This window comes from Marinobacter fonticola, assembly GCF_008122265.1.
Taxonomy (GTDB): Bacteria; Pseudomonadota; Gammaproteobacteria; order Pseudomonadales; family Oleiphilaceae; genus Marinobacter_A; species Marinobacter_A fonticola.
Map to the genome: position 1 here is coordinate 3,804,332 of NZ_CP043042.1, position 17,783 is coordinate 3,822,114.

Here is a 17,783-nt window from a genome sequence, read left to right on the forward strand (position 1 = left end):
AACGCGGCTATCAAAGCTCTCAGGGGCTCCCGAAGGGCGCGTCGCTGACGACGCTGGGCCGTCGTTCCCAAACCTTGACGGGGAACCACCCCGCCTGCGGCTTGGCGCCTTGTCCAGCGTCGTCAGCGACGCGCAGTAGATCAGCGAATTAACCGCACGGCACACTAGAAGTGCAGGATGAAAAGGCTGGTGTCAGAACTCTCCCTGACAAGTCACACCACTGTGCAGGTGTCGCTTCCGCCAGGCATCCCAGCCGGCATCGTTTTAAACAACGCTATCGGTTTCACGATCACTGGTTAATCCACGCGCGGACGTCGATTCAAGCCCGGCGTTCCAGCGGTTCGCCCTGTGCAATCAGGTTGAACTGCCACTCCCCTGCACAGTAGGCGCATAGGTGGGCGCGCCTGAAGAGCGTTTTTGCCGGTCGCAATGCCGTCTCGGGCCGGTGGTGATAGCCGAGTAAGCGGCATTCATGCGACTCAGGTAGGAGACTGCAGCCCTCAACATGGACTTCATGGCTGCCGTTCGGGTGCGGAACCTTATCGACAAAGTATCTGTTAGCCATAAGTCAGATCCTCATGAAGCTCTCATACTGCTCTACTAGAAAGCCTCCGCACGCCCCTCGATTCAAGTTAATTTGCCTTCCCTGACCGGCTTTTAATGGTGCGAATACGAACCGACTTTTCGTTTACCAACAGCGCTTCGAGAGAACACCGGTAGCGACTGAACTTACTCCTCACCCGTGATTTTAAAGAGGTTTGTTTAATGCCTACCATTTTTTAATGTGCTTCATTTTGGTCCAGCTAATGCTTTATCGGTAACCGCCCCAACCCTAATGAAGCACATTGTATCCTCAGTAGCCTGTGCGACTGATGCCCCACCGGCGATTACTGGCCATTCTGGAAGCGCTGGATAAACGCTTCGGATTCGGCGATGGAAGCTTCCATATTCTGTATGAGCGCATCCACATCCTGACGGATATTGCCTAGCTCGTTTTCAAGTGACCCGATCGCCTGAGCGTTAAGGTTGTGCTTGAGGAACAGCACCTGATCCTCGAAGGCCTGCAACACCGGATCCATGCGCTCCTCCGCCTGATGCATACGATCAACGAGCTGGCTGTACTGCTGGCGGGTTTCGCGCAGTTGTTCTTCGCTGGACTGACGCAAGGAGGCGCTTTCATACGCGTCCAGTTCGTCTTCCCACTCCTCGAACAGAGCACCGGAAACATCCTCCACAGCATCAATGCGGTCGCTCACCTCTTGAGCCACATCCTGACTGTCTTCGAAGGCGCTACTGATCCGCGCATATTTTTCCTTCAATTCGGTATCCGGCGAACCGACTACACTCTGGAACCGCTCAAGGGCAGACCGGAAAGTCTCTTGCGCCTCGGACTGGGCGTCTCGCGCTTCTTCGACACGATCCACGAGGATCTCCCGCTTTTCAAAGCCTAGATTCTCCATAGCGCTGTAATACATGGAACTGCAGCCGCCTAAGGCCAACGCCATTAGGCAGAGCGAGAGTAGTTGGACGAACGAACCGTACTGCAGATTCGGGGTTGGTTTACGGTTGAGCATCAGTTCCCTCCTTTAAAATTAGTGTCGCTGAGTCGATACCCAGCGCCGTATTCTTTTTACCTTGCGCCTATCTCCACCGGGACACAATTGACTCCACAGGGGGCCAACTGGCGTCACGAGCACACTGTGGGCTTTACTTTTGCCCTTGGGATAACGCAACTGGGCTGCCTGCAACTTGCGAATCCCGCCAGGTCGTATACAACTGTGTAAAGAGACTTACAAGAATTGGCCACAACATAGGATAGAACCCATATGCCCTTTACCCCGGAACTGGTTGCGGAACTCAACTTGCTGGCGCTATTCAATCTGCATTCGACACAGGAGGGTATCAAAGTCCACCAGCACTCTGCTTCGCCCGAAGCGGTAGCCGCCGCCGAGCGGCTGTATAGCAAAGGGCTGACAACGCAAATGGACGGCGGTTACCTCACGCAACTGGGTATAGAAGTGGCCGAGCACGCGCAACGGGTGCAGGATATTCTTGCCCACTCTCCTAAGCAGACCCAACAGAACCCATCTCAACAGTATTGAGCTTAATAGGAATGAACACTTATTCACCGGTGGCCGGCGCCACCATATCCACGAACTGGCAAGCCTCGTCGAAGGTCGGGAAAGTCTGAAGCACTTCCTGGCCGACGATTTCCACATCGTATGTCAGGTCACGGGGGCAAGGCGCTTTTTCGCAGGGGCGGGCCACAATCCGCAGCAAGCCGCGTTCGAGCAATACAGTGTTTTGCGTAACAGCCATTAAACGCGTTCCTGTTGTTTTTTTGTCTGAACGACTTGAGTGTACAGTAAGCCTCCTTCCCGGGCGCATGCCGTAAAAACTAACAGAATCAGACCCTCGTTAAGATTAAAACCGTATCTTTTTGTGACGCGTATCGCCCTCCGCGGTATTTATGAAGTTCGCCGTAAGCGTCTATCTACACTCTGTTTTTTTGACTTTTACGTCTTAAATCACCGGCATCGCCGATCCCAGCCAAGTCATGCGCCTATTGATTTTTACCCCAACAGTCCGTAAAACTTTATGCTATCAAGCCGCGTTCCATACGCAATTTCCGTGTCGGCAAAATCCATCAGCACGGCAATTGTCGGACAAGGTCCACAAAACGAGAAAGGCAATGCCGAGGTCGGTGATCCCGACTAAGACGGCTGGAAAAAGCAGAATGCAAAGCCTTCAAATAACGACAGACCCATCAACAATCCCTACGGTGATTCGTCCGCGCCTTCAACCGGCCGCACTGATCGGACAGTCTCCCGTGGCTAAGCTTGTGCTCGCGAAAGTCCTCGACGAGTAGATTCCCCCCTCACCCTCTTGCATCGGATGCAGTAGCCTCGTTAACCACGTGGAGTTCGTGGTTCAGTGGGTTAGTGCAGCCGCTCGAATGCGTCTATCTTTATCGAGTACCGACTGTTTCAGAACAGGACCAGGAGTCATCCATGGCGGACAACGCGCCCTTGATCTGTAAAGACATCCACAAAACCTTCAACGATAACGAGGTCCTCAAGGGGATTTCACTGGAAACCCGCAAAGGCGATGTGGTGTCGCTGATCGGCAGCTCCGGTTCCGGCAAGAGTACCTTCCTGCGCTGTATCAACCTCCTGGAAACGCCCACATCCGGGGAGGTGATCGTTCACGGTGACCCCATTCGGTTCAAGCACAATCGCAAGGGCACGCGTATTCCGGCAGATACCAAACAGGTGGAATTGATTCGCGCCAAGCTCTCCATGGTGTTCCAGAGCTTCAACCTTTGGTCCCACATGACGGTACTGGAAAACATCATCGAAGCGCCGATCCACGTACTTAAAGTGCCCAAGAAAGAGGCCATCGAACGTGCCGAAGGCTACCTGCACAAGGTCGGCATCTACGAGCGCAAAGATTACTACCCGTCGCAGATGTCCGGTGGCCAGCAGCAGCGTGCGGCTATTGCGCGCGCATTGGCGATGGAGCCGGAAGTCATGCTGTTCGACGAGCCCACCTCGGCCCTGGACCCGGAATTGGTCGGCGAAGTGTTGCGCGTCATGCAGAGTCTGGCCGAAGAAGGCCGCACGATGATCGTGGTGACCCATGAGATGGCCTTTGCCAGGGATGTGTCCTCGCAGGTCCTGTTCTTGCATCAAGGGCGTATTGAAGAACAAGGGACCCCGGAAAAAGTCTTCGACAATCCCGACTCGGAACGTATGAAACAGTTTCTGGCACCCAACTTCTAAGGAGCCTAGGTACAAGTCCTGAATACCTTCTGGTGTTCGGAGGCTCCCGAAACCGAATTCTGATCCGTCACGGCAGGTGCTACCTTGGCCCTGTCAAAACAGTTCAGAGATAAGGCGGTGCCTGCACCGCCGATAAAAAAGCCAAACGGCAAACAATGGAGAAGCGACTCATGAAAAAGCTGATTGTTGCAGCAAGCTGCGCACTGGCACTCGTGGCCGGCACGGTACAGGCAAAAGAATGGAAGAATATCCGTATTGCGTTTGACGTGCCCTACGAGCCGTTCGAGTACAAAACCCCGGATGGCGAGTTGACCGGTTTCGAAGTTGAATTGGCCGAAGCCATGTGTAAAGAAATGAACGCCCAATGCGACTTCGTTATCCAGGCATGGGACGGCATGATTCCGGGCCTGCTGGCGCGTAAGTTCGACGCCATCATGTCGTCCATGTCTATCACCCCTGAGCGCGCCGAGAAGGTGCTGTTCTCCGAACCCTACTACAACACGCCGGGCGCCTGGTTCGCCAAGACCGACGAAACCACCGACCCGTCCGACAAGGACGCCCTGAAAGGCAAGGTCGTGGGCGTTCAGCGCGGCACCACCATGGATAGCCACGTCACCGAGAACATGAGCGACGTGGTCGACATCAAGCGCTACACCACCGCCGACGACATGGTCCTGGACCTGGAAGGCGAGCGTCTGGACATGATCTTCGTTGACTACCCGGTAGGCGAGCAAGTTTTGGCTGGCCGCGAAGGCTTCCACGAAATCGGCGAGCAAGTAAAGCTGGGCGAGGGCGTTGGCGTTGCGATGCGTAAGCGTGACGAGGACCTGGCCAAGCAGATCAACGCCGCGCTGGAAACACTGAAGAACGACGGCACCTACGACGAGATCATGAAGAAGTACTTCAGCTACGACATCAAGATGTAAAACCTGACGCGGCCGCCGGAAAATAGCCGGCGGCCCGTCCCTGACTCGGACCTATCCATGCTCGATTTGCACGGCTACGGCCCTTCATTGCTGGAAGGCGCATTTGTCACCGTTCAACTGGCGCTGGCATCGCTGGCACTTGCACTCGCCCTCGGTTTGATTGGCGCCTCGTCAAAGCTTTCAGGGAGCCGCGGGCTCTATGCCGGCGCGACCTTTTACACCACCGTGATCCGTGGCGTACCCGACCTGGTCATGATGTTGCTGTTCTACTACGGCGGCCAGGTGCTGGTGAACATGATTTCCGATTTCCTCTACTACGAGTTCGAAATCGACTGGTTTCTGCAATTCAATCCTTTTATTGCAGGTGTTCTGACCATCGGCCTGATCTTTGGCGCCTATATGACGGAAACCTTCCGCGGTGCTTTTATGGCCGTCGACTCTGGTCAGATCGAAGCTGGCAAGGCCTACGGCTTCACCCGCTGGCATACCTTCCGCCGCATCATGTTTCCGCAGATGCTGCGCCATGCCCTGCCGGGTATCGGCAACAATTGGCAGGTGTTGCTCAAAACAACCGCGCTGGTGTCCATTATCGGTCTGACCGATATGGTACGTGTGGCGGAACAGGCCAGTAAGGCCGAGCACGAACCGTTCAAGTTCTTCATTCCGGTCGCCGCCGTCTACCTTATCCTGACGGCCATCTCGGAACTGTTCATCAAGTGGCTCCATGCCCGAGTCAGTGTCGGCGTTGCCAAAGGGGACTGAGCTCATGCCTGAATTTATTGCCGAATGGCTGAACCAGAACGATGTCTTCACCGCGACCACCATGCTGCACTATTGGGATGGCTTGGTGACCACGGTTCAACTGGTATTCCTGTCGCTGATCATCGGCTTGGTACTCTCCATCCCGCTGGCGCTGATGCGCACCTCCCGCAATCCGCTAATCAATGCCCCGGTTTGGCTCTATACCTACCTCTTCCGCGGCACGCCGCTGCTGATTCAGCTCTACATCATCTATTACGGTGTGGCGCAGATCGAAGGTATCCAGGACACGTTCTGGTGGGTGATCTTCAAGCAGCCGTTCTACCCGGCCCTGCTGGCCTTTGTGCTCAACACCACGGCGTATACCACGGAGATCATTCGCGGCGCTATCGTGGCGACGCCTCATGGAGAAATCGAGGCCGCCAAGGCCTATGGCATGTCCTGGATCATGCGGGTCCGCCGTATTATCCTGCCCAGCGCGGCGCGGCGGGCACTACAGGCCTACTCGAACGAGGTGATTTTCATGCTCCACGCCAGCGCCATCGCCAGCGTGGTGACCATTGTCGACCTCACCGGCGCAGCCAGAGATATATACTCGCGCTTCTATGCGCCGTTCGACGCCTTTATCGCGGTGGCGCTGATCTACATGGCGCTGACCTTCACCATCGTGTTTATCTTCCGACACCTTGAAAAACGGATGCTTCGGCACCTCAAGCCAGCCAATTAATCATGTCTGTACGAGAAAACCTGTTCGACGGCGAGCCTGATTGGCTCGCTCACACCCTCGCCTCTCACGGCCAATCGTCCTCACCGGTGGCCGTCACGCTGCCGGACGGCGCCCGTATCGAGCTTCTGGATACCGGTCTGCTCGAGCTGACGCCACCCCACGGGGACGGCGAGCGGCTGATCGTCTCTGCCGGTGTACACGGGAACGAAACCGCCCCCATCGAGGTTGTCAACGGCTTGGTCAATGAGCTGCTTGATGGCGAGTGGACCCTGGGAAAACGCACGCTGCTGATACTCGGCAATCCGCCATCGATGGCAAAGGGCGACCGCTTCGTCGAGTTCAACATGAACCGTCTTTTCGCCGGCGCCCATGCCAAGGCACCCTATGCGGGTACGCCGGAAGCAAACAGAGCCGCGCTGCTGGAATCGGTATGCCGGGAGTTCGCGAAGGGAGCGGGCGCATTGGTGCACTATGACCTGCATACGGCGATTCGCCCTTCGCATCGGGAGAAGTTTGCGCTCTATCCCTTTGTGGAAGGACGTACGGTGCCGCAACGGCAATGCGATTTCCTGCTGGAAGCCGACGTGCCGACGCTGCTACTGCAGCACAAGAGCGGCACAACGTTTTCATCGTTCTCCTCGACCCACCTGGGTGCCGAGAGCTTTACCATCGAGCTGGGCAAGGTTAGCCCATTCGGCCAGAACGATCTCAGCCGTTTTACCGGCGTCCAGAGCGCCTTACGTCGCCTGCTGAAAGGTAAACCGACGCCCAAGCCGGCTCGCTCTCAAGAGCTGGCCGTATTCGAAGTCGTTCACGAAATTCTCAACACCGGCGATAGCTTCCGGTTTCACGTGCCCGATGACGTAGCTAATTTTACGGCTTATGAACCCGGGACGGTGATTTGGGAAGATAATGAGACGACGTACCGGGTCGGCGACCGACCGGAGGCGATTATCTTTCCGAACCGGAATGTCCCGGTTGGGCAGCGCGTGGGGTTATTGGTCAGAGAGAAGTCATAGGCGACCTCCAGTGTCGCTGATGGGGCGGTCCGCTCCCATCAGCGACACTGGTCAAGCCGGCACATTCTCCATATCCGGCACCCGCCCCCGAATCACCTTGATGCATAGCGATGGCACCACCAACAGCGTCAGGACCGTCGAAGCCAAAAGGCCCGAGATAATGGCCCAAGCCATCGGCGGCCACAGCGTCGAACTGGAAAAAGCCAGCGGCAACAACCCCGCAACCGTCGTCCCGGTCGTCAGCAGGATCGGCCGCGTGCGCTGCTCCACCGCCATCCGCACCGCATCGCGAATCGACTCGCCCGCCTCCAGCTTGCGATCCATCACATCCAGCAGGACGATAGCGTTGTTCACCACAATCCCCACCAGCGCAATCACGCCCAGCAGCGACTGAAAACCGAACGGCGATCCGGAGAGCACCAGTCCCGGAAAAATCCCCACCGTCGCCAGCGGTACGGTCAGCAGAATAATTCCTACCCGCTTGAACGAGTTGAACTGCAACAACAAGAAGAATAGCAGTAGTAGCACACCGATGGGCGCGGTGGTCAGCAGCGCATTGTTGGCATCGTCGGAGCCTTCGGCGTCGCCGCCATACTCCAAACGCGTCCCGGACGGGAGCGGATTCTGCACCAGATAATCCTGCAATCCGTTCAGAGCCTGACTGAAACTGTAACCGGTTTCTAGATTGGCCGTTACGGTATTCACGCGAACGCCGTTGCGCAGGTAGCGCGCTGCCGGTTCCCAGGTCGTCTCCACGGTGGCAATCGCGGATAAAGGCACCGCATCGCCGCGGTCGGTGTAGACGTTGATCGACAGCAATCGCGACAGGGAAAGCTGGGTGCCGTCCCGCGAGCGCAATACCAGCGGGATAGGGTCGTCTTCACGGCGGAACTGCTCGGCTATGATACCGAAACTCTGGCCGTAAAGGCTCTGGGCCACATCCGCCCGGTTGATGCCGTAACGGGCAGCCGTGGCGTCGTCGACGTTGATGCGAACGCTGGGAATGCCCGGATCCAGGTCATGACGAACGTCGACAGTACCCGGCGCCTGCCGCAAACCGGCAAAGACCTGTTCGATAGCCTCTGCACGCACAGCATCGTCCGGATGGTACAGCCGGACTTCGACCGGCGCCGCCCGGGGCGGGCCTTGCCCCAGGATACCGACGGTCAGGTCCAGTTCAGGTAGGGCCTGGGCGGCGTAGTCGCGAATCCAGTGGACCAGGCCGGTGGTCTGCGCCAGAGTCCCGGTCTTCACCACGATACGGCCCCGGTTGGGCGCCTGCGGCGCACGCTGGAGGTTGTAGTAAAAACTGGGGCCGGTAAAGCCGACAAAACGGTGGACGTTAACGGTTTCCGGCCGGCTGCGAATGGCCTTCTCAAGTTCCGCTGCAATGCTGGCTGTCCTTGCCTGGTCCGTTCCCTCCGGCATGTGCATCTCAACAATCACCCGGGGCCGGTCGGCGTTGGGGAAGAATTGCTGCTTGAGGAACGGGGTCAGCGCGACGCTGGCCGCGACCATAACCAGACCGGCCAGCACCAGCAGGCCTGGCGCCTTCGAAACCAACCCGCCGAGGAATCGGGCCAGACCTGCCAGACGATCCGCTCGCACCTGTTTGCGTGGTTTCAAGAACCGGCTCGCCAGCAACGGCACCGCCGAAATCGCCAGCAGGTAGCTGATCGAGAGCGTCAGCATGATCATCACCGGAATGCCCCGAGTGAAATCCGCCGTACCCCCCTTGGACAGCAGCAAAGGTGCAAAGGCCGCCAGCGTGGTGCCGGTTGACGCGCCCAGCGGACCGGCCAGTTCCCGGACCGACTGCTTAAGCGCATCCAGCCGGCGGACGCCCTGATCCAGCAGGGCCTGAATATTTTCGACAATCACGATGGCGTTATCGATCAGGATGCCCAGCGATATGACCATACCGATGACGGCAATCTGATGCAGCACCCCGCCACCCAAGTCATACAGGCCGATACTGATCAGCGCCACCATGGGCAGAATGGTCGCCACCAGCAACCCCATCCGAATGCCCATTCCGGTAAACACCACGGCGACGATAATGACAACCGATAGCACCAGACTCCAGGCCAGATTGTCCAACCGATCTTCCACCTTGTCCGGCTGGAAGAACATTTCCTTGAGGGTGTAGGGCGCAAAGTCGCCCTGTATTTCAGCCAAGCGCTCGCGCACCCGCTCGCCGAAGCGAATGGCATCCGTGGTGCCCTCTTCCATGATCAACGACAGCAGAACCACCCGCTCGCCGTCATACCAGGTTTCCGGCTGACGCGGTTCCACCGGTCCACGCCAGACCTCGGCAGCCGCAGCCAGCGGTACCTGGGAGCCATCCGGCAACTCAATCGGCGTGGCGCGAATGGCATCGATGTCGTCGAATTCACTGTTGGGCAGGATCGACAGCCGCTGACCGTCCACCACGAGGAAGCCGCCCGGGATCACTTGATTACGCTGGGCCAGAGTATCGAGCACGCGGGACGGAGAAATGCCCAGGCGATAGAGCGCCGCATCGTCGAGCGCCAGGGTGATCTGCTCATCCACGTCCCCGTCCAGTTCGACGCGGGACACACCGGGGATATCCAGCAGATTGTTCTTGAGGCGTTCCGCCTGACCTGACAGTTCAGTGATCGAAGGCGAACCGCCCACCGCCAGCACGATGGCCGGAATATCGATCAGCCGATCCTCCAGGGCCATTCGGCCGACGTCATCCGGAAACTCAAGCCGTGCCCGTTCCATGGCCTGGCGTACCCGGTCCCAGGCCGCATCGGTGTCGTAAATATCATCGTTGAGGCGGATGTTGACCACGGCAACGCCGGTGCGTGCGGTACCTGAAGCGAAATCCACTTCCTCAACCTGCAAAAGCTCATCCGCCAGCGGTCGCATGACCAGACGTTCGACAGCGTCAGCATTAGCGCCGGGGTAGCTAACCGTCAGCATCCCCGCACGGTAAGGAAACGAGGGATCTTCTTGGCGCGGCATTGTGCTGTAGGCCGCAATCCCCAGCAGGCAGAGCATGATCACCACCATGCCCAGCAAACGCTGGCAGCGCAGCAGGCGGGCGGTCACGGTAGAATCTCCACCGCATCGCCCTGTGTGACACGCGTCATGCCGGCATAGACCACCTGATCGCCGGCTTCGAGCGAACCCTCACCGATAATCGCCTGTTCCCCGGCAATGCGCTCGACAGTGACGCTCACCCGCTCGGCGGAGGGACGATCACCGTCCTCGACGACGCGAAAAACACTGGTACCGGTGGCGGAGCGGATAATCGAAAGCAGCGGTACGGTGGTCAACGATTCCGACGGTGGCGCGATGCCGACTTCGACGGGGACGCCCGCCTCCAACGTACCACCGGGCACACCAACCAGAACCGCATGCAACTCACCCCGCACGGCACTGGGCGAGGCGATTTCGACAATATCGCCGGACACCGGGGGACGACGGCGATCCTGTACCGACCAGATGGGCAGTTTCTGGCCGAGCCGGACCTGTTCCAGCAAGTAGGCCGGCACACGCAGTTCCACTTCGCGGCCGCTGGGAGACGACATACGCGCTACCGGCTGGCCTGCGCTCACAAACTCATCTCGTTCTACCAGCAAGGCTTCCACCCGCCCGGAAAAGGGTGCCTTCAGCGTGCTCTCGGACACCATACGCCGAGCCTCTGCCAAGGCGGCCCGTGCGGTGGCGACACCCGCTTCCAGACTGTCCCGACGGGCGTCCAGTTGCTCCAGGGTCTGTTCGGATACCACGCCTCGCTTAAACAGTTTGCCGGACCGATCCGACTCCCGGCGGGCCTGATCGAGCTGTGTTTGCAGCTCTTGCAGTCGCGCGGCGGCAGAATCCCGTGCCGGCTCCAACCCCGGATTGTAGAGTGTGGCCAGCACTTGGCCGGACTCCACCTGCTCGCCCAACGCGACAGGCCGCTCCCGCAAAGTTCCGCTGACCTGAAATGTCAACGTCGCCCGTTGCCGGGCCTGAACGATGCCGGCAAACCGCAGGGGTTCGGTAGCGGATTCGCGGGTGGTCACCGGCGCTGTGCGTACGGTGATCGCGGATGCGGACGCGGCGGGAGCGCTGACGGAGTCGGCACAACCCGCCAGCACGCCGGTCAGAAGGAGAGGGATAAAGGGCATGAAAGCGCGGATCGTCGGGCTCATGGAGCGTCACCTGCTAGCGGGCGTTGGCGTGGAGTGACATTGGCGTGGAGTAACAATGCGGCCTATGCGGACTTGTCTTCCTGCGCCGATTACCGGATGATTTTAGACATGATGTCACTCTTTGACACTTTGTCAACGATTCATCTATGCATAGAGTTGCGAATCGGATCACGGTTCATTTCATTCCAGCGGTACGCCGCTCGCAGCGGAAGGGCAAGCTTATGAGCGACCTGCAAAAACGGCGGGAACGGGAAAAGCAGCAGCGACAAGACACCATCCTGGACGCTGCCGAAACCATGTTCGGCGAGAAAGGCTACGACCGAACGTCAATGGACGATATCGCCCGCACCGCCAGCCTGAGTCGCGCCCTGCTTTATGTTTATTTCAAAGACAAAGCAGCGATCCAACGAGGCATCATGCTACGGGCCGCCGAGCGGCTTCGGGAGCGGTTCCGCGCGGCATTGGATTCGGCGGATTCCGGGTTGGAGAAGATCATGGCCGTAGGCCAGTCCTACTATCGTTTCTGGCAGGAGGAGCCGGACTACTTCGAGGCACTGACCAAGGCGAGCACCGCCATGCAGGATGCCGACGACGACGAAGTCCAGGTCATGACCGGCTGTGAACTTGAGAGCATGCAGTTGATGGTGGAAGCGCTGGATGTGGGCCTGAAAGACGGGAGCATCAGCGCCGAACAGGTCAAGGATCCGTTCCAGACCGCGCTTTATCTACGGGGCGCGCTCCATGGCGTTATTATGATGTGCCAGCAGGAAATGGGGGACGACGGGCCGCTGGCAATGTATCCCTGCGATGCCCTAATCAAGCACACCATGGAGATGCTGGTGCGATCGATTAAGGCCTGATGGGTTTTAGAGCGGAATAGATGGCCGGCTGGGGCTTTCACCCCGGGATGCGTCTTCGCCAGGGCAGCCCTGCAGGCTGCTCCGAAGCTGAAGAGGGTGTTGCAAAACGTAGCGAGCGAAGGCCAGGCAAGGCGGAAATTCGCGAAAAAGCGCAGTTTACTGATAGTAAATGAGCATTTTGAGCGGATTTCCAACGCCGCATGGCCGAGCGCAGTAGTTTTGCAACACCCTCTGAAGCATCGGCTACATTTTGAGATTAACTCGAGTATGTAGCAGAAGCTTCAGCTTCTGAGGCGTCGAAGGCGCCCACGGGTTTCCCGCAAGCGCTACCGCTGGAAATCGTAGATCGAGCCCAGCCCAAGGATACCGCTTAATTCGTCCAACGCATGCCGGCACTCATCAAGCAGCATCGGGTCGGCCAGATCCGCCTGGGTTAACTCGTCCCGGTAATGGCCTTCCACCCACGTCACCAAACGCTCGTACAGGGCATCGTTGAGTAGCACTCCATCGTGCATGGCCTTGAGTTCGTCGTCGGTCAGTACGACCCGCAGACGCAGGCAGGCCGGACCGCCGCCGTTGCGCATCGACTGCTTCACGTCGAACACTTCCACCGTGCTGATCGGACCGCCCTGGGCCACCAGGTTGTCGAGGTAGCGGCTGACGGAATCGATCTCTCGACACTCTCCCGGCACGGCGAGGAGCATGGAGCCGTCTTTCTGAGTCAGCAACTGACTGTTGAACAGGTAGGAGCTCACGGCATCGGCGATAGGCACCTCGTCGGAACTAACCCGCACGCCTTGCAGTTCGGCTCCCTTCAGCTTGCCGCGGATATCCGCCAGCACCCTTTCCTCGTTGAGAAAAGCCTGATCGTGGTAGAACAGCACGTTGCCGTTACCCACCGCGATCACGTCGTTGTGAAACACACCGGCATCGATCGCGCTCGGATTCTGTTGAGCAAACACCGCGTGGTTATCGCTCAGGCCATGCAAGCGGGCGATAGCCTGGGAGGCTTCCAGGGTCTGGCGTGCCGGGAAACGCTTTGGCGCAGGCGCGGCTTCGTCGAAAGCGGTCTGCCCGTATACGAACAGCTCCACACCCGGCTCGCCGTAGGCACTGCACAGGCGCGTGTGGTTGGCTGCGCCCTCGTCGCCGAAGTGACTGACGGAAGGCAGGGCCTTGTGGTGGGCGAAGTAGGCTTCATCCGTAAAGATGGAAGCCAGTGCCCGCCCGGTCACCTCGTGCTCGATGGAGCGGTGGAACTTGGCGCTCAGGTTCGCCGGGGTGAAGTGTACCCGGTGATCCTTGGTATCCGCACTCGGTGAAACCGTGGCCGCATTGGCGGTCCACATCGTGGAGGCGGAAGCCGCAGCGGAGAGAATCACCGGGTTGCTTTTCGCCGCCGCAGCCAGCACGTCGGCGTCACTGCCCGTGAAGCCCAGCTTGCGCAGCGTGGGAATATGCGGACGTTCATGGGGCGGCAGAATGCCTTGAACAAACCCCCGGTCCGCCAGGATCTTCATCTTTTTAAGGCCCTGGAGCGCCGCTTCCTTGGGGTTGGATACCGCACTGACGTTGGATTTAGAGGCCACATTACCCCAGGACAGGCCCGCGTAATTGTGGGTCGGTCCAACCAGACCGTCGAAATTGGCTTCTGTGGCGTGTTGGGTCATGCAAACCTCGCTGGAAATCGTCTTGATAAATCCGTGTTGGCTCGGCTTAACGGAGGCAGTACCACCGATGTAACCGACGCTTTAGCTTCGGAGCAGGCGCAAGCCTGCCGGGAACTATCGGGGGACTGGCGTCCCCTCCGAAGCTGAAGCGTCGGCTACATTTAGTATCGTGGCACGTTGCACTAGCCTGGCCTTGTCTCTATTCGAAGCTCAGGCCCGGGGCCAGGCTGTCCGGCATCGCGCTCTTGTCGGATTCCAGCGAGGCCATCGGCCAAGCGCAGTAATCCGCCGCGTAGTAGGCGCTCGGACGATGGTTGCCGCTGGCGCCCACGCCGCCGAACGGCGCGGCACTGCTGGCGCCGGTGAGCGGACGGTTCCAGTTGACGATACCGGCACGGACTTCCTCGGTCAGCCGTTCGTAAAGTTTACGGTCGTCGGTCAGGATGCCGGCGGACAGCCCATAACGCGTGTCATTCGCGATGGCCAGGGCCTGATCGAAGTCGTCGTAGCGAATGACGCTCAGCAGCGGACCGAAAAACTCTTCATCCTCGACATCATCGGCGTCAGTGATATCGATAATGCCTGGCGTCAGCATGGCGGGGCCGTCATCCGCACGGCGCAGTTCCAGCAGTGACTTGGCGCCTTTCTCCAACAGGTTAGCCTGAGCATCCACTAGTCGCTGCGCCGCAGCGGCCGATACCAGCGAACCCATGAATGGCTGGGGGTCGGCGTCGAAGCGGCCGACCTTGATGCTCTTGGCGACTTCGACGAGGCGCTCGATAAACTGATCGCCCTCCTTGCCTTTGCGAACCAGCAGACGGCGCGCACAGGTACAGCGCTGTCCAGCGGAGAGAAAAGCGGATTGGATGGCGTGATGTACGGCGCCGTCCATGTCCGAGATATCCTGGACAATCAGCGGATTATTGCCACCCATCTCCAGTGCGAGGATTTTCTCCGGCTGACCGCCAAACTGCTGGTGTAGCTGATGGCCAACGTTGGAGCTGCCGGTAAAGAACAAGCCGTCGATGCCCGGATGCCCCGCCAGCGCGATACCCGCCTCCTTCTCACCTTGAAGCAGGCTGATGACCGAGTCCGGCAATCCCGCCTTGATCCAGAGGCGGACCGTCAGCTCGGCCACGGCGGGCGCAATTTCGCTGGGCTTAAAGATAACGGTATTGCCTGCCAGCAGCGCCGGAACGATGTGCCCGTTGGGCAGGTGGCCCGGGAAGTTGTAAGGTCCGAATACAGCCACCACGCCATGAGGCCGGTGACGCAGAACCGCTTGACCACCGGCCATAGCGGACTCGGAATAGCCGGTACGATCCTCGTAGGCTTTCTTGGAAATACCGATCTTGCCAATCATCGCCGCCACTTCGGTACGCGACTCCCATAGCGGCTTACCGGTCTCCTCACCGATGGTGTGGGCCAACTCTTCCTTATGCGCTTCGAGCTCCTTGCCGAAGGCTTCGACAATGGCCAGGCGCTCCTCGAAGGTCTTGCGGCGCCACTCGGGGAAGGCCGCCCTCGCGGCGCGCACGGCGGCATCCACATCTTCCACGTCGGCGCTCTGGCCACTCCAGACGGTGTCACCGGAAACCGGCTGCAGGGATTCCATGTCCGGGCCGTGGCCGGTCAGCCATTTACCCTGAATCAGAAGTTCTCCGGTCAGTTCGATACTCATCTGTCACTCCTTCTCTGAATTATTTGGCCGTGCGGACATTCGCGCCGTCTTTCAGCGGCGAGAGACGCACCATGTCCCCGGAGGATACCTGCAGCGCCTCCGCCACTTCGGCGGGCATGCTCACGGTATCTGGCTTGATGCATTTCATGGGCAGCGTGGTCACGCGAAAATCGCGGAACGACCGGTTGGACACCATGACGCGCTGTTCGGCAGGCACATCCAATTCTACCGGCTGACGCGTAACGAGCACGTGGCGCTTGATGCTTTCCCGCACCGTGCGTACGTTGTGAATAAACGCTTCAACCACCGGGCCGGCATCGAAGATGTCCACCAGGCCATTGAAGTTGAACCCTTCGGCCTGAAGCATTCGCAGGGCGGGCTTGGTGTTTTCGTGAACCTGGCTCACCACCTCCCGCGCGGATTGCGGCAGTAGCGGCAGGTAAATCGGATATTTCGGCATCAATTCGGCGATGAAGGACTTGTTGCCCATGCCGGACAGAAAATCCGCCTCGCTGAAGTCCATATCGAAGAACCGGCGGCCCAGAGCGTCCCACAATGGACTGCGGCCATTCTCGTCGGAATAGCCGCGCATTTCCGCAAACACCTTCTCGGAGAAAAGATTCCGGAAATCCGCCATAAACAGAAAACGGCAGCGGGATAGCAGCAGGCCATTCCCCCCCTGGCGATGGGTTTTCGACAGCAGCAACGAACAGATCTCGCTGGTATCGGTCATGTCGTTGGTCAGATGCAGGGTCGGCGTGCGCACATGGACGCCCAGCTCCCGCGAGGCATTGACCGTCGTGCTCAACCGGTAGTTGTACCAGACTTCGTCCAGACCCACGCGAGCCTCGATACCACTGATACCCACGCACTTACCCTGAGCGGTATCTTCCAGCGCGAACAGGTACATGCCCGCTTCCGGCTCGCAGCGCTCGCCGAAGGTATCCTCCGAACGCGCAATCTTGCGGGCCAGGAGATCGCGGTTGGGGGGCAGTGACGTCAGGCCCTTGCCGGCTCCTTCGGCCATTTTGTGCAAGTCTTCCAGATCGCCCTGGTTAATGGGTCGAATCAATAGCATGCGTACTTTCTCCCATTCATGCGTGTTCCCCCTTTATAGAGCGACCAGAATCAAGTCGTCGCCGTCACTCACCTGGAGCACATCGGCAACCGACGTATTTAATCGGACGACGTCACCCAGCCCATCGCTGACGTTGGTCAAGGTGCAGCGGAAAGCTTCGCTCTCGCCATTGGCCACCAGGTAACGAAGCCCGCGGCTGCCTTCACCCCGGCGAACGGTCTTGATGCGACGGCTAGTGAGCGTACTTAATGCGTCGGTACGGGCTTCCAGCACCGGGCCGCCGTCAAAGATGTCGATATGCTTGCCCATGCGGAAGCCTTCACGCTCCAGCAACTGACAGGTGCGTTCGGCGGCTTCGTGAGGCTGGCTGATCGCTGTTTGAGCCGCTTCGGACAAAAGCGTGACGTAGATCGGGTTGGGCGGCATCAGCTCGGCGATGAAGGTCTTGCTCTTCACGCCGGAATAGTAGTCCGCAGTGGCAAAATCCATGTGGAAGAAGTGGCGGCCCAGGCTATCCCAGAATGGCGCGTCGCCCTCTTCGGTTTGTACGCCTTGGATTTCCACCACCAGATCGTTGGCAAAGCGCTCCCGGTGCCGGTCGATAAACAACAGACGGGACCGGGACAGCAGCTCGAACGCGTCGCCATCACGCAGCTCGGGATCGATCGTAAACGAACACAGCAAGGTATCGCCGGTCAGCTCGTGGGTCGGGTAGAGCACCGCCACGCGCTTGGAGACATCCAGCTCATGGGAGGCGTGAATCAGCTCGTCGCGGCGGTAGTTGTAAAACGGCTGGCCATTACCCGCACGGGCGTCGATGCCGGCGGTGCCGTGGATCTTGCCGGTTTCGCTATCCTCCAGCACGAACAGGAACCGCTCGCGCTCCAGCAGGGCCGGATCGCTTGCCAGAGAGCGTAGCGAATGGTCGATTTTCTCGCTCAGCTTGTCCCGGGACTGGGGCAAGGTGGAAACGCGGGCACCGTGACCGGTCGCCAGCTTCTCGATGCCGGCCAGATCCTCATGCCGTGCGGGGCGGACTATCCACATAGTTCCTGTTCTCCTGTTATTCGCGGCAAACGCCGGAGCCTGCGCAATCAGCGCAGGCCCTTTGT

Annotated in this window: 16 protein-coding genes; 7 read left to right on the plus strand and 9 right to left on the minus strand. The window is 59.0% G+C overall.

Going from position 1 to position 17,783, the window contains the following annotated elements; translation table 11 throughout:
* Window positions 1-319 precede the first annotated feature (319 nt).
* Both FXO11_RS16950 and FXO11_RS16955 read right to left on the minus strand, forming a co-directional pair.
* Entirely contained in the window at window positions 320-565 is a 246-nt protein-coding gene (locus tag FXO11_RS16950; protein WP_148864128.1) for a hypothetical protein, read from the minus strand.
* 322 nt (window positions 566-887) lie between these two features.
* Window positions 888-1,574 (minus strand): DUF2959 domain-containing protein, encoded by a 687-nt coding sequence (locus FXO11_RS16955; protein WP_148864129.1) that lies wholly within the window; start codon window positions 1,572-1,574, stop codon window positions 888-890.
* A gap of 252 nt (window positions 1,575-1,826) precedes the next feature.
* Here FXO11_RS16955 and FXO11_RS16960 point away from each other — a divergent pair, with 252 nt between their 5' ends.
* Entirely contained in the window at window positions 1,827-2,102 is a 276-nt protein-coding gene (locus tag FXO11_RS16960; RefSeq protein WP_148864130.1) for a TIGR02647 family protein, read from the plus strand.
* Window positions 2,103-2,121: 19 nt separating this feature from the next.
* Here FXO11_RS16960 and FXO11_RS16965 read toward each other — a convergent pair whose 3' ends face one another.
* Complete coding sequence (locus FXO11_RS16965; protein WP_148864131.1) at window positions 2,122-2,319, minus strand: hypothetical protein; 198 nt, start codon at window positions 2,317-2,319, stop codon at window positions 2,122-2,124.
* 692 nt (window positions 2,320-3,011) lie between these two features.
* Between FXO11_RS16965 and FXO11_RS16970 the strand changes: the two genes are divergently transcribed.
* The 5 genes from FXO11_RS16970 (at window position 3,012) to astE (ending at window position 7,213) form a co-directional block, all read left to right on the plus strand.
* A complete protein-coding gene (locus tag FXO11_RS16970) occupies window positions 3,012-3,782 on the plus strand; it encodes an ABC transporter ATP-binding protein (protein ID WP_148864132.1) in 771 nt (256 codons plus the stop codon).
* A gap of 170 nt (window positions 3,783-3,952) precedes the next feature.
* A complete protein-coding gene (locus tag FXO11_RS16975; protein ID WP_148864133.1) occupies window positions 3,953-4,708 on the plus strand; it encodes a transporter substrate-binding domain-containing protein in 756 nt (251 codons plus the stop codon).
* Between the two features lie 57 nt (window positions 4,709-4,765).
* Window positions 4,766-5,470, plus strand: coding sequence for an ABC transporter permease (locus tag FXO11_RS16980; RefSeq protein WP_148864134.1), 705 nt, complete (start codon window positions 4,766-4,768; stop codon window positions 5,468-5,470).
* 4 nt (window positions 5,471-5,474) lie between these two features.
* Window positions 5,475-6,194 (plus strand): ABC transporter permease, encoded by a 720-nt coding sequence (locus FXO11_RS16985; protein WP_148864135.1) that lies wholly within the window; start codon window positions 5,475-5,477, stop codon window positions 6,192-6,194.
* A gap of 2 nt (window positions 6,195-6,196) precedes the next feature.
* Window positions 6,197-7,213, plus strand: a complete 1,017-nt coding sequence (gene astE, locus FXO11_RS16990; RefSeq protein WP_148864136.1) for a succinylglutamate desuccinylase — start codon at window positions 6,197-6,199, stop codon at window positions 7,211-7,213.
* 51 nt (window positions 7,214-7,264) lie between these two features.
* Here the strand turns inward: astE and FXO11_RS16995 are convergent, their stop codons facing one another.
* Together FXO11_RS16995 and FXO11_RS17000 are read right to left on the minus strand one after the other, a co-directional pair.
* Window positions 7,265-10,291, minus strand: coding sequence for an efflux RND transporter permease subunit (locus tag FXO11_RS16995; RefSeq protein WP_148864137.1), 3,027 nt, complete (start codon window positions 10,289-10,291; stop codon window positions 7,265-7,267).
* Complete coding sequence (locus FXO11_RS17000) at window positions 10,288-11,382, minus strand: efflux RND transporter periplasmic adaptor subunit (RefSeq protein ID WP_148864138.1); 1,095 nt, start codon at window positions 11,380-11,382, stop codon at window positions 10,288-10,290. The genes FXO11_RS16995 and FXO11_RS17000 overlap by 4 nt, the downstream gene beginning before the upstream one ends.
* A 221-nt stretch (window positions 11,383-11,603) precedes the next feature.
* Between FXO11_RS17000 and FXO11_RS17005 the strand changes: the two genes are divergently transcribed.
* The gene (locus FXO11_RS17005; protein ID WP_148864139.1) at window positions 11,604-12,242 is read left to right on the plus strand and encodes a TetR/AcrR family transcriptional regulator; all 639 of its coding nucleotides are present in this window, start codon (window positions 11,604-11,606) and stop codon (window positions 12,240-12,242) included.
* 326 nt (window positions 12,243-12,568) lie between these two features.
* On the opposite strand, the gene astB is transcribed toward FXO11_RS17005, so the two are convergent.
* From astB to FXO11_RS17025, 4 genes are all read right to left on the minus strand, one after another.
* Window positions 12,569-13,912 (minus strand): N-succinylarginine dihydrolase, encoded by a 1,344-nt coding sequence (astB, locus tag FXO11_RS17010; RefSeq protein WP_148864140.1) that lies wholly within the window; start codon window positions 13,910-13,912, stop codon window positions 12,569-12,571.
* Window positions 13,913-14,111: 199 nt separating this feature from the next.
* On the minus strand, window positions 14,112-15,593 hold the full coding sequence (gene astD, locus FXO11_RS17015) for a succinylglutamate-semialdehyde dehydrogenase (RefSeq protein ID WP_148864141.1): 1,482 nt from the start codon (window positions 15,591-15,593) through the stop codon (window positions 14,112-14,114).
* 19 nt (window positions 15,594-15,612) lie between these two features.
* Window positions 15,613-16,671: an arginine N-succinyltransferase gene (astA, locus tag FXO11_RS17020; protein ID WP_148864142.1), complete on the minus strand. Its 1,059-nt coding sequence runs from the start codon at window positions 16,669-16,671 to the stop codon at window positions 15,613-15,615.
* A gap of 33 nt (window positions 16,672-16,704) precedes the next feature.
* Window positions 16,705-17,718 carry an arginine N-succinyltransferase gene (locus FXO11_RS17025; protein ID WP_148864143.1) on the minus strand — a complete coding sequence of 338 codons (1,014 nt, stop codon included), beginning with the start codon at window positions 17,716-17,718 and terminating at the stop codon, window positions 16,705-16,707.
* Window positions 17,719-17,783 lie beyond the last annotated feature (65 nt).

What these genes read in the sequence shown, in the direction of transcription:
- FXO11_RS16950 (WP_148864128.1), bottom strand. Translation starts at nt 565, where the DNA reads ATGGCTAACAGATACTTTGTCGATAAGGTTCCGCACCCGAACGGCAGC.
- FXO11_RS16955 (WP_148864129.1), bottom strand. Translation starts at nt 1,574, where the DNA reads ATGCTCAACCGTAAACCAACCCCGAATCTGCAGTACGGTTCGTTCGTC.
- FXO11_RS16960 (WP_148864130.1), top strand. Translation starts at nt 1,827, where the DNA reads ATGCCCTTTACCCCGGAACTGGTTGCGGAACTCAACTTGCTGGCGCTA.
- FXO11_RS16965 (WP_148864131.1), bottom strand. Translation starts at nt 2,319, where the DNA reads ATGGCTGTTACGCAAAACACTGTATTGCTCGAACGCGGCTTGCTGCGG.
- FXO11_RS16970 (WP_148864132.1), top strand. Translation starts at nt 3,012, where the DNA reads ATGGCGGACAACGCGCCCTTGATCTGTAAAGACATCCACAAAACCTTC.
- FXO11_RS16975 (WP_148864133.1), top strand. Translation starts at nt 3,953, where the DNA reads ATGAAAAAGCTGATTGTTGCAGCAAGCTGCGCACTGGCACTCGTGGCC.
- FXO11_RS16980 (WP_148864134.1), top strand. Translation starts at nt 4,766, where the DNA reads ATGCTCGATTTGCACGGCTACGGCCCTTCATTGCTGGAAGGCGCATTT.
- FXO11_RS16985 (WP_148864135.1), top strand. Translation starts at nt 5,475, where the DNA reads ATGCCTGAATTTATTGCCGAATGGCTGAACCAGAACGATGTCTTCACC.
- astE (WP_148864136.1), top strand. Translation starts at nt 6,197, where the DNA reads ATGTCTGTACGAGAAAACCTGTTCGACGGCGAGCCTGATTGGCTCGCT.
- FXO11_RS17000 (WP_148864138.1), bottom strand. Translation starts at nt 11,382, where the DNA reads ATGAGCCCGACGATCCGCGCTTTCATGCCCTTTATCCCTCTCCTTCTG.
- FXO11_RS17005 (WP_148864139.1), top strand. Translation starts at nt 11,604, where the DNA reads ATGAGCGACCTGCAAAAACGGCGGGAACGGGAAAAGCAGCAGCGACAA.
- astB (WP_148864140.1), bottom strand. Translation starts at nt 13,912, where the DNA reads ATGACCCAACACGCCACAGAAGCCAATTTCGACGGTCTGGTTGGACCG.
- astD (WP_148864141.1), bottom strand. Translation starts at nt 15,593, where the DNA reads ATGAGTATCGAACTGACCGGAGAACTTCTGATTCAGGGTAAATGGCTG.
- astA (WP_148864142.1), bottom strand. Translation starts at nt 16,671, where the DNA reads ATGCTATTGATTCGACCCATTAACCAGGGCGATCTGGAAGACTTGCAC.
- FXO11_RS17025 (WP_148864143.1), bottom strand. Translation starts at nt 17,718, where the DNA reads ATGTGGATAGTCCGCCCCGCACGGCATGAGGATCTGGCCGGCATCGAG.